Here is a 16,802-nt window from a genome sequence, read left to right on the forward strand (position 1 = left end):
AGCCGCTGTGGAGATCCTCGCCTTCGGTGTCCAGGCCGACGAGAAGCCCCTGATCGAGCACGCCTTCCGGGGCCATCACGAGGTCCGCTGCCTGGATGTCTTCCTCAACGAGGACACCGCCCCCATCGCGGCCGGGTACGAGGTCATCTCCACCAGCGTCAACGCCGAGCTCGGCCCCCGCGTCCTGGAGGTCCTCGCCGCCGGGGGCACCCGGATGATCGCCCAGCGCTCCACCGGCTTCAACAACATCGACCTCAAGGTCGCCGAACGGCTCGGCATGACGGTGGCCCGTGTCTCGTACTACTCGCCGTACTCGGTCGCCGAGTTCGCCTGGGCCCTCGCCATGGCCGTCAACCGGCGGATCGTCCGCGCCTCCACCCGCACCCGCGACTTCGACTTCCGCCTCGACGGCCTGATGGGCCGCGACATGCACGGCCGCACCGCGGGCGTCCTCGGCACCGGCAAGATCGGCGAGGCCTTCACCCGGATCGCCCACGGCTTCGGCATGAAGCTGCTCGGCTGGGACGTCGCCGAGAACCCCGCCTGTCTGGAACTCGGCATGAAGTACGTCCCCAAGGAGCAGCTCCTCGCCGAGTCCGACCTGGTCACCCTGCACGTCCCGCTCATGCCGGAGACCAAGCACCTCATCGACGCGGCCGCCCTCAGGGCGATGCGGGACGACGCGGTCCTGGTCAACTCCAGCCGCGGCGGCCTCATCGACACCGCGGCGCTCGTCACCGAGCTGCGCGCGGGCCGCTTCGCGGGCGTCGGCCTCGACGTGTACGAGGCGGAGGCGGGCCTGTTCTTCCTCGACAAGTCCCTGGAGGCCATCGAGGACGACACGCTGGCCCGCCTGGTCACCTTCCCGAATGTCCTGGTCACGTCCCACCAGGCGTACTACACCGAGGACGCCGTCGGTCAGATCGTCGACGCCACGGTGCGGAACGTCCTCGACTACAAGGCCGGCCGCCGCTCGGAGAACGTGCTCGTGCCGCGCAGCTGAGCCGTCAACTCCCGTACGATCGCCGCCCCGTTCAGTGTCAGCACCGACTCCGGGTGGAACTGCACGCCCGCGAAGCCCGGTCCGCGCAGCGCATGCACCTCGTACGAACCGCTCCGGCTCACCTCGACCTCGTGGGCGGCCAGCTCGGCCGCCGTCTCGTCGTCGCAGCGCGCCACGAAGCTGTTGTAGAAGCCGACGGTCTCCTCCCGCCCGAACAGATCGACGGTCGTCTGCGCCCCCTGGTACGGCACCTCCTTCCGTAGGATCTCCAGGCCCAGCTCCGCCGCGATCAGCTCGTGGCCGAGGCAGACGCCGAGCACGCCGTGCCGGTGCTCCCGGATGACGTGGGCGGCGAGGTCGCGCAGGAAGCGCATCTTCGGGTCGGTCAGGTCGGAGGGGTCGCCAGGGCCGGGGCCGAGAACGATCGGGCCCTCGTGGGCGAGGACCGCCTCGCGCAGGCCGGGCTCGTCGTAGCGCCGGACGGTCACCTCCAGCCCGCTGGAGCGCAGGACGTGCGCGAGCATCGCCGTGAAGGTGTCCTCGCCGTCGACGACGAGGGCGTGGCCCTCCAGCTCCTCCGACCGCTCCTGCATCCGCAGCCAGAACGGCGCGAGGGACGACCGGCGCCCGTCGAGCGCGGCCCGCACCCGGGGGTCGTCGGCCAGCCTCGGGCGCGCCTCCTCCGCGCGCGGCCGTGACGGTCGTACGCCCAGCGCCGCCAGCACCCCCGCCGCCTTCGCATGCGTCTCGGCCACCTCGCTCGCCGGGTCCGAGCCGCGGACGAGGGTCGCGCCGACCGGGACCCGGAGGCGTCCGTCGGCGGAGATGTCGGCGGTGCGGATCAGGATGGGGGAGTCAAGGGTCTGGGCGCCGCCGGAGTCCTTCCCGAGCAGGGCCAGCGCTCCCGCGTAGTAGGCGCGCCCGCCGACCTCGTGCCGCTCGATGACCCGGCACGCGTTCTGCACCGGCGACCCGGTGACGGTCGCCGCGAACATGGTCTCCTTCAGCACCTCCCGGACGTCCAGCGAGGACTTGCCGCGCAGCTCGTACTCGGTGTGCGCGAGGTGGGCCATCTCCTTCAGGCGCGGCCCGATCACCACGCCGCCCATGTCGCCGACCGTGCACATCATCTTGAGCTCCTCGTCGACGACCATCGACAGCTCCTCGATCTCCTTGCCGTCGGCGAGGAAGTCGAGCAGGTGCTCGGGGGTGGGGCCCTCGGCGGGATAGCGGTACGTCCCGCTGATCGGGTTCATCACGACCGTGCCGCCGGACATCCGCACGTGCACCTCGGGACTGGCGCCGACGAGCGTGCGGTCGCCGGTGTGGACGACGAAGGTCCAGTAGGCGCCCCGCTCGCCCACGAGGAGCCGCCGGAACAGGGCGAGCGCGTCCGTGCGGGAGAACCCCGGGATCTCGCCCTCGTAGGTCCGCCGGATCACGAAGTTCGCGCCCTCGCCCCGCCCGATCTCCTCCCGCAGCACCCGGCCGACGATCTCGCCGTACTCCTCGTCGGCAACGTCGAAGCCGCCGTTGTCGACGCGGACGTCATGGGCGGGGAGCTGGGCGAGGGCGTCCGGCAGGGCCAGCGTGTGGGTCTCCTCGGGGACCAGCACGGTCAGCGGTGTCCCGTCGTCCCGCACATCGAAGCCGCGCTCGCGGATCTGCCGGAAGGGGACGAGGGCGAGGCCCTCGTCGGGGAGGTCGGCGAGGCGGTCGCAGGAGGAGACCGGGCCGAGGAACACCTCGACGGTGTTCTCGTCATGGCCCGGCGTGCGGCGGCGCAGCAGGGCGAACGGGCGGTCGTCGTGCACGAGCTGTGTCAGGTCCATGGGTTCCTCGGCTGTCGATGACGTCGATGGTGAGGAACGACCCCGGAAACGCCGAAGGCCGCCCCTCGGGCGGCCTTCGCGAAGTCTTGCGTACGCGCAGTCAGTGGGCCGCCGGATGAGCGGTCCACCACCAGTTCTGGGTCGAGTGCGCGAACATGCCAGGGACCCTACACCACGCTCCCTGCCCCACGGTCCCTTCACAGGAATGTCTCAGCTTGTACATTGACGTGCTCATGCCCCGCCGTGACGCTTGAGGCCTCACGGGTGGAGGGGGACTCATGAAGCGCTTCCGGACATCCTGCGTCGCGGCGGTCGTCCTGGCGATGGGCCTTTCGGGCTTACAGCCGGCGATCGCCCAGGCCGCATCGGGGCAGACCACCTCGATCGCCGACGCGGACAGATCCGTCACCACGATCGACCGCACCGAGTTACCGGCCGGCGCCCGCCTGGACACCAGACCCGTCGACCCCCAGGGCAGACCCCTCGCCGCCGCCAAGGCCGCGAAGGTCGACTGGCCCGACGCCGGCGAGGACACCGTCACCGTCGGCACCGAACCCGCCCGCGCCGCCGACACCGCCGTAGCGGTGACCGCGCCCCGCAGCCGCAGCGCCGCTCCCGAAACGGTCGAGGTCAAGGCGTACGGCAATGCCAAGGCCCGCCAACTCGGCGGCCACGCCACCGCGTTCACCCTCGAAGCCGCCGACCCCGCCGACCGCGTCGGCGTCCGTGTCGACACCTCCGGATTCCGCCAGGCCTTCGGCGCCGACTTCGAGACCCGCCTCCGGCTCGTCGCCAAGCCCGCGTGCGCGCTCAGCACGCCCCGCGCCGCGAAGTGCGAGCAGAGCGCCCCGGTCAAGAGCCGCATCGACCTCACCACCCACACGCTCTCCGCCGAGGTGGCCGCCGATCCGGACACGGTGTTCGTGGTCGCCGCCGCCCCGAACGGCGAGACGGGTTCCGCCACCGCCACCACGCTCGCCTCGTCCAGCAAGTGGCAGGTCGGCCTCAACTCCGGTGACTTCTCCTGGTCGTTGCCGCTCCCGCAGGTCCCCGCGATCGCGGGCGACGCCCCCGACATCAGCCTCGGCTACTCCTCGCAGGCCGTGGACGGCATGGTGGCCGCCGAGAACAACCAGCCGTCCTGGGTGGGCCAGGGCTGGGACCTCGCCCTGCCCTACATCGAGCGCCGCTACAACGGCTGCGCCGACGACGGCGGCGACACCGGCGACCTGTGCTGGGCGGGCGACGAGTACCGCATCTCCCTCCAGGGCACCTCGTCCTCGCTGGTCAAGGACACGGCCGCGGGCGGCGACAGCTGGCGCGCCCAGGAGGACCCGGGCTGGCGCATCCAGCGCAAGACCGGTGCCGACAACGGTGACGACAACGGCGAGTACTGGGTCGTGACCACCCCGCAGGGCACCCAGTACACCTTCGGCCGCGGTAAACAGGCCACCACCGGCACCGCCACCGACTCCGTCTACACGGTTCCCGTCTTCGGCGACGACGAGGGCGAACCCTGTCACGCGGGCAGCGTCGAGGACTCGTACTGCACCCAGGCCTGGCGCTGGAACCTCGACGGGGTCGTGGACGCGCACGGCAACTCCAACACGTACTTCTACGAGCGGGAGACCAACCGCTACGCCCGCAACGGCGACCCGGACAAGTCGACCTCGTACGTCCGTGGCGGCCACCTCAAGGACATCGTCTACTCGCAGCGCTCCGGCGCCGAGGACCAACAGGCCCCGGCCCGGCTGCACTTCACGACCGGCCTGCGCTGCGTCGAGGCCGCCGACGGCAGCGGCGACTGCCCGGCCTTCGACGCGGACCACGCCGGCTCGTATCCGGACGCGCCCCTCGACTCCCTGTGCGCGAGCGGCGACTGCACGGGCGAGGACCAGAAATCGCCGACGTTCTTCACCGAGAGCCTGTTGAGGAGCGTCACCGCCCAGCGCTCCAATGCCGATGGCGGCTGGACCGACGTGGACCGTCTCGACTTCACCTACGACTACCCTGAGCCCTCCGACGGCACCAGCGCCATGCTGTGGCTGTCCAAGGTGCAGCAGACCGGTCTCGCCGGGGACGGCGAACTCAAGCTGCCCGCCGTGGAGTTCACCGGCAAGGAGTACGCCAACCGCGCCGACGCCGACCCGGAGGCGGGCGCCCCGGAGATGCGCAAGCTGCGGATCTCCGAGTTCGTCGACGAGCTGGGCCGCCGGGTCGACGTGACCTACGGTCAGCCCAACCCGTGCCCGGTCGACGACCTGCCCGAGGGCCGCTTCGACTCCAACACCCAGGACTGCTTCCCGGGTTGGCGCACCAACGGCGACTCCTCCGGCTTCGGCGTCTGGCACAAGTACCTCACCACCAAGGTCACCGTCCGTGACAACGGCGGCGGTTCACCCCCGCAGACCACCGAGTACCGCTACCGGTCCACGCCCGCCTGGCACCACGACGACGACCCGGTCACCAAGGCCGAGCGCCGCTCCTGGAGCGACTGGCGCGGCTACGGCAGCGTCGACGTGGCCAAGATGACCGACCCCGACTACCGGGGCGAGGCCACCAGCCGCGCCGCCCAGATCACCCGCACCCTGCACTTCCGCGGCATGGACGGCGACTCCAAGGCCGACGGCTCCCACAAGTCCGTCGAGGTCACCGACTCGCAGGGCAACTCCCTCAAGGATCTTCCGTACTTGCGCGGCAAGGAGCGCGAGAGCCAACAGTTCCAGGTCGACGCGTCCGGCGCGATCGCCTACGAGCTCGGCGGCACCCTCCACGGCTACACCTCCGCCCACACCACCCCGGCGAAGGAGGGTGAGACCGACCCGGACAAGGACGCCCACCTGGTCGTCGAGGACGAGTCGATCACGCGCGAGACGGTCACCGCCGACGCGGGCGGCCGCAGCAGCCGTACGACCAGCCTGAAGACGACGTACGACACCTACGGCCAGGTCACCGAGGTCCTCGACACGGCCGGCGACGACGTGCGCTGCACCAAGACGTCGTACGACCGCTCGGCCGCCACCCTCGACGGCTGGATGCTCGCCTTCCCGTACCGGGTGCGGGCCTACTCCGGCACCTGCGCCGACCCGAAGGCGCTGGTCAACGGCAAGGACCAGTACTACGACGGCTCGGCTCAGCTGGGCGGTGCCGTCACCAAGGGCGACATCACGCGCTCGGTCGCCGCGGTGACCGCGAGCGGCCCGGACGCCGTCTCCGACACCGTCACCACCTCCGCGACCTTCGACGCCTACGGCCGCACGCTCACCGAAACGGACGGGCGGGGCAACACCGATCGCACCGCCTATGCCCCCGCCACCGGCCGCCCGGCCACGGTCACCGAGACGAACGCCCTCGGCCAGACCGAGGTCACCACCCTCGAACCGGACCGGCAGCTGCCGGTCGCGGTGAAGGACGCCAACGGCAACACCAAGCGCAACGGCTACGACCAGCTCGGCCGGATCGTCTCCGTCCACGAGGCCGACCAGGCCGAGGGTGACCCGGCCGCGCAGACGTACGCGTACTTCCTGGACCCGGAACACCGCCGGCCTCCGCTGGTGACCACCCGTCAACTCCAGTCCGGCGACACCTACTTGACCAACTGGAAGTACCTGGACTCGCTCGGCCGGGACCGGCAGAGCCAGGAGGTCTCGCCCGCCTCGACCGGCGACGACCAGAAGACCGTCGTCATCGACACCCGCTACGACGACATCGGCAACATCGCCGCCGAGTCGCTGCCCGTGGTCGCGGCGGGGGAGTCCGGCAGCGCGCTGCTGACCGTCCCCGGCGACCAGGTCGACGAGACCCGGCGCTCCTACGACTCCATGAGCCGCGTCGTCCGGTCCGCCCGCTACGGCGACGGCAAGGAGCTGTGGGCGACGAGCATCGCCTACTACGGCGACCACGTCCGCTCCACCCCGCCGCCCGGCGGCACCGTCACCACCGTGTGGACCGACGCCCGCAGCCGCCAGATCCGCCAGCAGGAGGGCAGCGACCCGAAACAGGCGACCGTCTACGCCTACACCCCGGCCGACCAGGTCTCCTCGGTCACCGACCCGTCCGGCCACACCTCCTCCAGCACCTACGACCTCCTCGGCCGCCGCATCACCGGCGACGACCCGGACGCCGGCAAGTCCCGCACGGAGTACGACGCCAACGGCAACGCCACGGCCGTATGGGACGCGAAGGCCGGTGACACTCCGTCCCTGCGGACCGAGTACGACGAGCTGGACCGTCCCGTCGCCCGGTACAACGGGACGGAGAAGACGGCGAGTTGGACCTACGACTCCGCCGACCTCACCAACGGCGTCGGCCGGCCCGCCACGATGACCACCCACCGGGACGGCAAGGACTACACGATCGCCGTCGACGGCTACGACAAGCGGGGCCGTGCCACCGGCCGCACCTGGACCTTCCCGGCCGGACTCGGCGGCTCCCTGCACCGGACGTCGTACAGCGTCGACTACGGCTACGACGACGCCGACCACACGGTGAGCATCGCGTACGAGGACGCCGTCATCGGCGCCCCGCGCGAGAAGATCACCACCAGCTACGACGCCCAGGGCAACCCGGACACCCTCACCGGCGTCCAGAAGGACCCGCTGACCGGCAAGGACGTCACCGTCCCGTACGTCTCCGGCACCGGCTTCGCCGCCGACGGCAAGCTGGCCTCCCGCGACTACGCCAACCCGCACCACGACCTGCGGCGCGTCTACGCGTACGAGAGCGACAGCCAGCGCCTGTCCCGCGTCCAGACCCTGACGACCGGCCTGACCGGCGACTGGGAGGCCAAGCAGGACGACACCTACGCCTGGGACCGGGCCGGCAACCTCACCTCGGTCACCGACAAGTCGGGCCACAAGGACGTCGCCACCTGCTACACCTACGACGGCCTGGCGAGGCTCGCGCACGCCTGGACGTCGTACGAGACGGACTGCTCCGACAGCGACTCCGAGCTCGTCCACGACGGCCCGGCCGGCTTCAACCAGTCCTGGACCTACACCGCCGACGGCAACATCGCCTCGCAGCGCAGCCTCCTGGACACCGACACCTACGCCTACGACGACCCCGACCACCCGCACGCCGTCACCAAGCAGGGCGCGAGCAAGTACGAGTACGACGCGAACGGCGCCCTGAAGAAGAAGGTCGACGGCCTCGTCCCGACGACCTACGAATGGAACGCCAACCAGGAACTGACCCAGGTCACCAAGGCGCTCCTGGAGAAGACCGACTTCGTCTACGCCCCCGACGGCACCCGCATGGCACGGATCACGCCCGGCGGGGTCGCCACCCTCTACATCGAGGGCCAGGAGATCACCACCGCCCTCGGCATCTCCAAGGGCACCCGCTTCTACACCGAGGACGGCATCGCCGTCGCCGTCCGCCAGCCGACCGGCGTCCTGGTCTGGCAGCTGAACGACATCCAGGGCTCGGCGCAGGTGGCGGTCGTCGAGGGCACCTCGCTGGCGACGCGGACCTACTACAACCCGTACGGAGACATCCGGCACGGCTCCGCGCCACCACCGTCCGACCACGGCTTCCTGGGCAAGGTCCAGGACCCCACGACCGGGCTCAACGCGCTCGGCGCCCGGTACTACGACTCCGGTCTCGGCCGCTTCATCTCCACCGACCCGGCCGTGGACAGCTCCTCCACCCAGTCCCTCAACCCCTACGCCTACGGCAGCAACAACCCGATCGTCTACGTCGACCCGACCGGCCTGTGGTCGCTGTCCAGCGCGTGGAACTCCGTCAAGGAGGGCGCCTCCGCCGCCTGGGACTGGGCCAAGGAGAACAAGGGCCTGATCGCGGACGTCGCCGTCGGCATCGGCGTCGGCATCGCGGTGGGCGCGCTGTGCTCCACCGGCGTGGGCTGCCTGGTCGTCGCCGGCGTCGCCGCCGGTGCCGCGGGAGCGGCGGCCGGGTACGGGGTGGACGTCGCCGAGGGCAAGACCGACTTCACCCTCGGCGGGTTCGCGACCCGGGTCGGCATCGGTGCCGCCGCCGGGGTGCTCGGCGGGGCCATCGGCAAGGGCGTCGCGGCCGTCGCGCCGAAGGTCGTCGGGGCCGTCGCCAAGACCGCCGTGGGCAAGGCCGTCGCCTCCGGCAGCTCCAAGGCCGCCTCCGCCGTCACCGGCAAGGTCGCCACCGCCGGACGCGCCATCGCCAACTCCCGCGCGGGCGCCAAGGTCGCCGAGGTCGGCAAGGCGGTCGCCGACAAGATCAAGGCGGTCGCCGGGCGGGGCGCCCCGAAGGGCGAGACCGTCGACATCCCGCTCACCAAGGCGACCACCCAGGCCGAGATCGACGCCATCCACGAGTACGCCAAGCTCACCAACCAGTGGCTGGCCAAGAACGGCCCCAAGGTCATCCAGAGCACGCAAGGACAGCTGCGCACCGACGCCAACGCGGCGGCCCGCGCCGAGCGCCTGCGGGCCGCCCGGGCCGGCTCCCCGTACACCGGCCAGGCCGGACACGTCCCCGACACGGCGATCTCCGGCACCGCCAACCCGCCCGCCGGCTGGCTCGACATGCCCGGCAAGTCCAACAGCATCGCGGGTGGTGTACTGGGCTCCCGGGTCGGAGTACTGCTCCGAGGATTCACGGTCAACGGAGGACCGCCACTGTGATGCCGCACGCCGAGGAACTCCCGTCGCTCGCCGACCACATCGGGCCCCCGCCCGGTCCGTCGGCGGCGACGGGAACACCCGCCGAGCACTTTCCCGAGGCTCACCGCGCACTGCTCGACCGCTTCAACGGATTCACCGTCCACCACGGCGCGTTCAGACTGCTGGGCATCGGCCGCGGGGACGCCCTCGATCTGGCCGCCTGGAACGCGTACGACACCTGGCGGTTCGCCTGGGACGACCGGATCGACGACTTCGTGATCTTCGGGGAGACCGCCTTCGGTGACTCGTACGCCTACCGCCGCCTCCCCGGCGGCGGTCTGGCCCCGGAGGTCCACTTCCTGGAGGGCGTCCTGCTGCGCCCCGAGGTCATCGCGCCGAGCTTCGAGGCGTTCTTCGCCGACGAGCTGCTGCGCAACGCCAAGGAGCCGTACGACATCCTCGTCGTCGAGGCCGTCCACCGGCACGGCCCGATCGCCCCCGACCAGCACTGGGCCTACGTCCCCTCCGTCGCCCTCGGCGGCGAGGAGGACGTGGAGAACATCACGCTGCTGCCCGCGACGGTCGCCATGACCTTCGCCGGGGACATCGCCACCGCGATGCAGGGCGCCGACCGGGACGCCACGAGCGTCGAACCGTATACGGACGAACGGGGACGACCCCGGCTCCGCGTCCGCTTCGACCGCTGACCAGGTACGGGGTCGCGGACCGTGACCCCGTACGAGCGGAACGCGTCTCACTTGATGAGCAGATGAATGGACCCACGACACGACCACGTAATGTTTACGGGGTGACCGTGAACGCTAAGACCAGCGCGAGCGCTGGCAACACCTGGCGAGAACTGCCCGCGGCGCAGCAGCCCGAGTACCCCGACACCGAGGCTCTGCGCGCAGTCGTTGCGGAGCTGGAGTCGTATCCGCCGCTCGTCTTCGCGGGCGAGTGCGATCAGCTGCGCGCCCGGATGGCGGCCGTCGCCAAGGGAGAGGCGTTCCTCCTCCAGGGCGGCGACTGCGCCGAGGCCTTCGACGCCGTGTCCGCCGACCACATCCGCAACAAGCTGAAGACCCTGCTCCAGATGGGCGCCGTGCTGACGTACGCCGCCTCGGTGCCGGTCGTGAAGGTCGGCCGGATCGCCGGCCAGTACTCCAAGCCGCGCTCCAAGGGCACCGAGACCCGCGACGGCGTGACCCTGCCGACCTACCGCGGCGACTCGGTCAACGGCTTCGACTTCAACGAGAAGGCCCGCGTCCCGGACCCCGAGCGCCTGAAGCGGATGTACAACGCCTCCGCCTCCACGCTCAACCTGGTGCGCGCCTTCACCACCGGCGGCTACGCCGACCTGCGCCAGGTGCACGCCTGGAACCAGGACTTCGTGAAGTCGTCCCCCTCCGGCCAGCGCTACGAGCAGCTTGCCCGGGAGATCGACAACGCGCTGAACTTCATGCGGGCCTGCGGCACCGACCCGGAGGAGTTCAAGACCGTCGAGTTCTACTCCTCGCACGAGGCGCTGCTGCTCGACTACGAGTCGGCCCTCACCCGCGTGGACTCGCGCACGGGCAGCCTGTACGACGTCTCCGCGCACATGGTGTGGATCGGTGAGCGCACCCGGCAGCTGGACCACGCGCACATCGAGTTCGCCTCGAAGATCCGCAACCCGATCGGCATCAAGCTCGGCCCGACCACCACGGCCGAGGAGGCGCTCCAGTACATCGAGCGCCTCGACCCCGACCGCGAGCCGGGCCGCCTCACCTTCATCGTGCGCATGGGCGCGGACAAGGTCCGCGACAAGCTGCCCGAGCTGGTCGAGAAGGTCACCGCCTCCGGTGCGACGGTCGCCTGGGTGACCGACCCGATGCACGGCAACACCTTCGAGGCGGCCTCCGGTCACAAGACCCGCCGCTTCGACGACGTGCTCGACGAGGTCAAGGGCTTCTTCGAGGTCCACAAGGCCCTCGGCACCCACCCGGGCGGCATCCACGTGGAGCTCACCGGCGACGACGTCACCGAGTGCGTGGGCGGCGGCGACGAGATCTTCGTCGACGACCTGCACCAGCGCTACGAGACGGCCTGCGACCCCCGGCTGAACCGCAGCCAGTCGCTCGACCTGGCCTTCCTCGTGGCGGAGATGTACCGGGACCAGTGAGTCCTTGAGACGGCTGTGGGGCGCGGATCACATACGATCCGCGCCCCACTCCTCTTTTACGGCTCCCGCAGGGCGGGTAAGGTTAGGTTAGCCTCACCGATCAACGGGGATGGCAAGACCGATCAATCCCCTCGGGAGGTGACCCGCGTGTACGTCTGCAGTTGTTTCGGGGTCACCGAGCAGCAGGTGAAGAAGCACGCCGCGGACGGTGCCTGCACCCCCCGCCAGATAGCTTCCGCCTGCAAGGCGGGCACGGACTGCGGTTCCTGCGTCCGCCGTATCCAGGCGATCCTGGGCCGGGGCGCCTGCCCGCGACGCGAGCTGGCCGACCAGGGCATGCCGGTTCTCGCCGAGGTGTCCGAGGTCGAGGTGCTGGAAGAGGCCGCCTAGCCGCTCGCGGCTCAGCTCTCCGGCTGCTCGATCAGCTGGGCGATGTACAGCGCCTCACCGAGCTTCTCCAGGAGCTCCAGCTGGGTGTCGAGGTAGTCGATGTGGTGCTCCTCGTCCTCCAGGATCGACTCGAAGATGTTCGCCGACGTGATGTCGCCCTTGGCGCGCATCACCTCGATCCCGCGCTTGAGGCGGTCGATCGCCTCGACCTCGATCCGCCGGTCCGCCTCGAACATCTCCTTGACCGTCTGCCCGACCCGGACATGGAACAGGCGCTGGTAGTTCGGCAGCCCCTCCAGGAAGAGAATCCGGTCGGTGAGCACCTCGGCGTGCTTCATCTCGTCGAACGACTCGTGGCGGGTGTACTTCGCGAGCTTCGTCCAGCCGAAGTTCTCCTGCATCTTCGCGTGCAGGAAGTACTGGTTGATCGCGGTGAGCTCGCCGGTGAGCTGCTCGTTGAGGAATTCGATGACCTCGGGGTCGCCCTGCATCGCAGAGGCTCCTTCCAAAGGGGGGAACTGGCAGGTTGCGCCGCATCCTTGCACCGTCACCGAAGATCGTCCAGTAAGTCTGCGCTTAGTAAGTAAGTACATGCTTAGTCCGATTTGAGATGAATCGGGATGGGGTTGGTCAGGTGCACCGTCCCTGGTCTGTCAGGATGGAGTCATGGGTCAGCCGGTGGAGCGCGAAAGTGGAGAAGCGGCGCATTCCGAGCTACCGCCGGGGCAGCGACTGCAGCGCGGCTGGCCCGTCACCCACTACGGGCCGGTCCCCAAGTTCCGGGCCGAGCGCTGGGAGTTCCGGGTCTTCGGCGCCACCGCTGACGGCGAGAAGCACTGCTGGAACCACGAGGAGTTCACGGCCCTGCCGTACACCTCCGTCCTCGCGGACCTGCACTGCGTGACGAAGTTCAGCATGCTCGGCGCCGAGTGGGGCGGGGTCCCCGCCCGGACCGTCCTGGAGATCGCCCCGCCCGCACCGGACGTCACCCATGTGATGGTGTGGGCCGAGTACGGCTTCAGCTCCAACCTGCGCCTCGCGGACTTCGCCGCCGACCGCACGATCTTCGCCACCCACAAGGACGGCGAGCTGCTGACCGCCGAGCACGGCTTCCCGCTCCGCCTGGTCGTCCCCCATCTGTACGCCTGGAAGGGACCCAAATGGGTCCGCGGCGTCGAGTACATGACCGCCGACCGCCGTGGCTTCTGGGAGGAGCGCGGCTATCACAACATCGGCGATCCGTGGAAAGAGCAGCGGTACTCGTACCAGGAGGAGCCCGGGGACGGCCCCGAGCTCTGACGTCTGCTCTCCTGGTTCAGTGGTGGTGCTGGTGCACCACCGCGTGCCCCTTGCCCCGGCCGATCATCCACTTGTTCACCGGCACGGTGACGACGAACGCGATGACCAGCGAGATCGCCAGTGCGCCCCAGAACAGCAGGTCGGCCAGTTCCGCGTCCATCGCGCCCGGCCACAGCACGATCACCCCGTTGTCGACCAGCTCCATCACGGCGATCGACAGCGTGTCCGCGGCCAGCGCCACCTGCACCGCGGCCCGGAATCCGAGGCCGGAGCGCAGGACACCGCGCAGGGTGAGCGAGTAGCCGAAGAAGAACGCGAGGACGATCGCGAGGATCGTCGTCGGCAGGTTCCCCCAGCCGAGCGCGGTACCGATGACCATGCCGAGCACTTCGCCGATGGCGCAGCCGGTGAGGCAGTGGAGGGTGGCCTGGACGGCCATGGCCCAGCTGCTGCCGGGCGCCTGGTGGCTCTCGTGCCGGTGGTGAGCGTGCCCTGTGTGCGCCTCGTGCTGCATGAGTGCCCCCAACGTCAGGTAACGGTTCCTGCATCCAGCAGGAACCGTATACCCCCCAGGGGTATTCCGTAACGGGTTATGCGTCGCGAAGTTTCTTCAGTCGCTCCACATCCGCGGCATGCCCTTCCTTCCCGCCGGGCGTCTCGATGATCAGCGGTACGCCCGCCGTGGCCGGGTGGGTCATCAGCGCCCGGAACGGGTCCTCGCCGATGTGACCGGCGCCGATGTTCTCGTGCCGGTCCTTGTGGGCGCCTACGACGTCCTTGGAGTCGTTGGCGTGGATCAGCTTCAGCCGCCCCTCGCCGACGGTGTCCACCAGCAGGTCGAGGGTCTGGTGCATGCCGGACGGGCCGGTCAGATCGTGTCCGGCCGCGAAGATGTGGCAGGTGTCGAGGCAGATCCCCAGCTTGGGATGGGCGTCCAGCGCCTCGAAGTACGGCCCGAAGTCCCAGGTGCGCGAGCACAGCGAGGCGCCCTGTCCTGCGGTCGACTCCAGCAGCAGGAACGGGTCGTCGTCGTGGGTGAGCTCGTCGAGCAGCGGCAGCATGTACTCCCGGACCTGCTTCAGCGCTACCGACCGGTCCCGGCCGCCGGTCGCGCTGCCCGTGTGCACGACCACGCCGAGCGCCCCGATCTCCCGCCCGCGCCGCAGCGAGTGCCGCATGCTCTCCACCGACTTCTCGACAGTGGCCTCGGTGTGCGAGCCGAAGTTGATCAGGTACGGGGCATGGACGTACGCCGGGATCGACTCCGCCTCGCAGGCCGCCCGGAACTGCTCGTCCTGCCGCGGGTTGCCGGCGGGCGTGGCCCAGCCGCGCGGGTTGGCGACGAAGACCTGTACGGTCTCGGCCTTCAGATCGCGGGCATAGGACAGGCCGACGGAGTTCAGACCGCCGGCCACGGGGACATGGCCGCCGACGGGGTTGCGCTGAGTCATCACCCGTTCAGGGTGTCATGCGCGGGGGAGTGCCCCGTCGGCGGTCCAAGGTCAGGTCCTAGCGGATCTCGATCGTGATCGTCGACCCCTTGGGCGCGGTGTCGCCGCCGTCCACGGACTGGCTCTTCACGGTGTCGCCGAACAGCCCCAGGATGCCGCGGTCCTCGTCGACCTCGAACCCGGCGCCCTCCAGCGCGGCCTTCGCGTCGTCGACGCTGTCGCCCACCACGTCCGGGACCTCGACCATCTCCGGACCCTTGGAGATCGTCAGCGTCACGGTGTCGCCCTCGGCGGCCCTACTGCCCTCGCCCGGCGTCTGGGCGGCGACCTGGCCCTTGTCGTACTCGGAGTTGACCTGCTCGGTGGCGACCTTCACCTTCAGGCCCGCCTCCGTCAGATCCGCCTTGGCGTCCTCCAGGCTCTCGCCGGTGACGTCCGGGACCTCGACCGGGCTGCCCTTGCTGACGACCAGGGCGACGGCCGTGCCCGCGTGGAGCTTGGTGCCGCCCTCGGGGTCGGTGCGGATCACGAAGCCCTTGATGACGTCGGAGCTGAACTCCCGGGTGACCATGCCCGGTTCGAGGCCGTCGTTCTTCAGCCGGAGCCGCGCCTTGTCCAGCCGGTAGCCCTTGAGGTCGGCCAGCTCCACGGTCTCGGGACCGTCGGAGACGGTGAGCGCCACCGAGTCGTTGTTCCGTATGCGGGTGCCCACACCGGGGTCGGAGCTGATGACCCGGCCCCGCTTCACGGTGTCGCTGTAGGCATGCTTGATCTTGCCGACGTCGAGGCCCTCCTGGGAGAGCCGCTCACGCGCCTGCGCCTCGGTCTTCCCGATCAGCGCCGGGACCTTGGTGAACTGCCCGGAGTTGATGTACCAGACGCCCGCGCCGACACCGAGGATCAGCAGCAGGGCGACGACGATCGCGAGCGGCCCGCGCGGAACGCCGGAGCGGCGGCGCCGGGGCGGCGGGGGCGGTGGGGTCGCGAACCGGCTGGTGCGGTTGAGCGCGGGATCGTCGTCCTCGTTGACCGGCAGCGGCCGCGGCACCGTCAGCGAGCGCGGGATCACGCTCGTCCGGTCCTCGGTGTTGTTGTGCTCGGTGGTCAGCGCCTGCGGCGGTACGGCGTCCAGCTGGTCCGCGCTGAGCGCGGCACGCGCCTCGCGGGCCTGGCCGAGCATCGCCACGGCGTCGTACGGGCGGACGTCCGGGGTGCGGGCGGTCGCCGACGCGACCAGCTCGTCCAGCGCGAACGGCAGGCCCGGCACGATCGCCGAGGGTGGCGGGACGTCCTCGTGCAGGTGCTTGTAGAGGACGATCGCGGGCGAGTCCCCGTCGTGCGGCTTCTCGCCGGTCAGCATCTCGTACAGCACGACACCGCACGCGTACACGTCGACGCGGGCATCCGCGGCGCCCGGCTGTTCGATCTGCTCGGGCGCGAGATAGGAGACGGTGCCGAGCACGGCACCGCTGGTGTTGGTGACGGTGTCGACCGAGCGGACCAGTCCGAAGTCGGCGACCTTGACCCGGCCGTCGTCCCCTATCAGCACGTTCTCGGGCTTCATGTCGCGGTGCACGAACCCGGCGCGGTGCGCGGCGCCGAGCGCGGCCAGCACCGGCTCCAGGATGTCGAGGGCGGCCCGCGGTTGCAGCGCCCCGCGGTCGCGCAGCACGTCACGCAGGGTGCAGCCGGCGACGTACTCCATGGCGAGATAGACGTACGACCCGTCGGTGCCCTGGTCGAAGACCTGCACCACGTTGGGGTGGGCGAGCCGGGCGACGGACTTGGCCTCGCGGATGAAGCGGTCGACGAAGGTGGCGTCGGCGGCGAGGCCCGGGTGCATGACCTTCAGGGCGAGCACGCGGTCGAGGCGGGTGTCCAGGGCCCGGTAGACCGTGGCCATCCCGCCGACGGCGATCCGCGCTTCCACGCGGTACCGGCCGTCGAGCACCTGCCCGACCAGAGGGTCCTGAAGGGTCGTATCCACGCAGGTGAGTGTACGAGCCGTGACTGACAGGGCCGGGGGTTCGGGTGAGATCGGGGCGGGACTGAAGCCGAGCTGTG

At 70.3% G+C, this 16,802-nt stretch carries 12 protein-coding genes; 6 read left to right on the plus strand and 6 right to left on the minus strand.

Annotation, left to right across the window (positions count from 1 at the left end; translation table 11 throughout):
- Positions 1 to 7: 7 nt before the first annotated feature.
- On the plus strand, positions 8 to 1,003 hold the full coding sequence (locus IQ210_RS18085; protein ID WP_194080066.1) for a 2-hydroxyacid dehydrogenase: 996 nt from the start codon (positions 8 to 10) through the stop codon (positions 1,001 to 1,003).
- On the opposite strand, the gene IQ210_RS18090 is transcribed toward IQ210_RS18085, so the two are convergent.
- Entirely contained in the window at positions 955 to 2,835 is a 1,881-nt protein-coding gene (locus tag IQ210_RS18090; protein WP_194080067.1) for an anthranilate synthase family protein, read from the minus strand. The two genes, IQ210_RS18085 and IQ210_RS18090, sit on opposite strands and share 49 nt — an antisense overlap.
- Positions 2,836 to 2,935: 100 nt before the next feature.
- Positions 2,936 to 3,115 (minus strand): trp operon leader peptide, encoded by a 180-nt coding sequence (locus tag IQ210_RS48485; protein ID WP_407699707.1) that lies wholly within the window; start codon positions 3,113 to 3,115, stop codon positions 2,936 to 2,938.
- Here IQ210_RS48485 and IQ210_RS47910 point away from each other — a divergent pair.
- The 4 genes from IQ210_RS47910 to IQ210_RS18115 all read left to right on the plus strand — a co-directional run bounded on the left by IQ210_RS47910 (position 3,114) and on the right by IQ210_RS18115 (position 11,988).
- Positions 3,114 to 9,458: an RHS repeat-associated core domain-containing protein gene (locus IQ210_RS47910; protein ID WP_194080069.1), complete on the plus strand. Its 6,345-nt coding sequence runs from the start codon at positions 3,114 to 3,116 to the stop codon at positions 9,456 to 9,458. The genes IQ210_RS48485 and IQ210_RS47910 overlap by 2 nt on opposite strands.
- Positions 9,458 to 10,144, plus strand: coding sequence for a T6SS immunity protein Tdi1 domain-containing protein (locus IQ210_RS18105; protein ID WP_194080070.1), 687 nt, complete (start codon positions 9,458 to 9,460; stop codon positions 10,142 to 10,144). Before IQ210_RS47910 ends, IQ210_RS18105 begins: the two co-directional genes overlap by 1 nt.
- Before the next feature lie 101 nt (positions 10,145 to 10,245).
- Positions 10,246 to 11,598, plus strand: a complete 1,353-nt coding sequence (locus IQ210_RS18110; RefSeq protein ID WP_194080071.1) for a class II 3-deoxy-7-phosphoheptulonate synthase — start codon at positions 10,246 to 10,248, stop codon at positions 11,596 to 11,598.
- A 138-nt stretch (positions 11,599 to 11,736) separates the two neighbouring features.
- Positions 11,737 to 11,988: a (2Fe-2S)-binding protein gene (locus IQ210_RS18115; RefSeq protein WP_194080072.1), complete on the plus strand. Its 252-nt coding sequence runs from the start codon at positions 11,737 to 11,739 to the stop codon at positions 11,986 to 11,988.
- Positions 11,989 to 11,999: 11 nt separating this feature from the next.
- Here the strand turns inward: IQ210_RS18115 and bfr are convergent, their stop codons facing one another.
- Positions 12,000 to 12,479 (minus strand): bacterioferritin, encoded by a 480-nt coding sequence (gene bfr, locus IQ210_RS18120; protein WP_194080073.1) that lies wholly within the window; start codon positions 12,477 to 12,479, stop codon positions 12,000 to 12,002.
- Between the two features lie 175 nt (positions 12,480 to 12,654).
- On the opposite strand from bfr, the gene IQ210_RS18125 reads away from it, so the two are divergent.
- Entirely contained in the window at positions 12,655 to 13,287 is a 633-nt protein-coding gene (locus IQ210_RS18125; RefSeq protein ID WP_194080074.1) for a sulfite oxidase-like oxidoreductase, read from the plus strand.
- Positions 13,288 to 13,303: 16 nt separating this feature from the next.
- On the opposite strand, the gene IQ210_RS18130 is transcribed toward IQ210_RS18125, so the two are convergent.
- From IQ210_RS18130 to pknB, 3 genes are all read right to left on the minus strand, one after another.
- A complete protein-coding gene (locus tag IQ210_RS18130) occupies positions 13,304 to 13,801 on the minus strand; it encodes a DUF4396 domain-containing protein (RefSeq protein ID WP_194080075.1) in 498 nt (165 codons plus the stop codon).
- 76 nt (positions 13,802 to 13,877) lie between these two features.
- On the minus strand, positions 13,878 to 14,738 hold the full coding sequence (locus IQ210_RS18135; RefSeq protein WP_194080076.1) for a deoxyribonuclease IV: 861 nt from the start codon (positions 14,736 to 14,738) through the stop codon (positions 13,878 to 13,880).
- A gap of 58 nt (positions 14,739 to 14,796) precedes the next feature.
- Complete coding sequence (pknB, locus tag IQ210_RS18140) at positions 14,797 to 16,725, minus strand: Stk1 family PASTA domain-containing Ser/Thr kinase (protein WP_194080077.1); 1,929 nt, start codon at positions 16,723 to 16,725, stop codon at positions 14,797 to 14,799.
- Positions 16,726 to 16,802 lie beyond the last annotated feature (77 nt).

The sequence above is a fragment of the Streptomyces justiciae genome, from assembly GCF_015163075.1.
In the GTDB taxonomy this organism is placed as follows: Bacteria; Actinomycetota; Actinomycetes; order Streptomycetales; family Streptomycetaceae; genus Streptomyces; species Streptomyces justiciae.

Bases quoted from the DNA above. Each gene is read 5' to 3' on its own strand.
- IQ210_RS18090 (WP_194080067.1), bottom strand. From the start codon at position 2,835: ATGGACCTGACACAGCTCGTGCACGACGACCGCCCGTTCGCCCTGCTG.
- IQ210_RS47910 (WP_194080069.1), top strand. From the start codon at position 3,114: ATGAAGCGCTTCCGGACATCCTGCGTCGCGGCGGTCGTCCTGGCGATG.
- IQ210_RS18130 (WP_194080075.1), bottom strand. From the start codon at position 13,801: ATGCAGCACGAGGCGCACACAGGGCACGCTCACCACCGGCACGAGAGC.
- IQ210_RS18125 (WP_194080074.1), top strand. From the start codon at position 12,655: ATGGGTCAGCCGGTGGAGCGCGAAAGTGGAGAAGCGGCGCATTCCGAG.
- IQ210_RS18105 (WP_194080070.1), top strand. From the start codon at position 9,458: ATGCCGCACGCCGAGGAACTCCCGTCGCTCGCCGACCACATCGGGCCC.
- IQ210_RS48485 (WP_407699707.1), bottom strand. From the start codon at position 3,115: ATGAGTCCCCCTCCACCCGTGAGGCCTCAAGCGTCACGGCGGGGCATG.
- IQ210_RS18135 (WP_194080076.1), bottom strand. From the start codon at position 14,738: ATGACTCAGCGCAACCCCGTCGGCGGCCATGTCCCCGTGGCCGGCGGT.
- bfr (WP_194080073.1), bottom strand. From the start codon at position 12,479: ATGCAGGGCGACCCCGAGGTCATCGAATTCCTCAACGAGCAGCTCACC.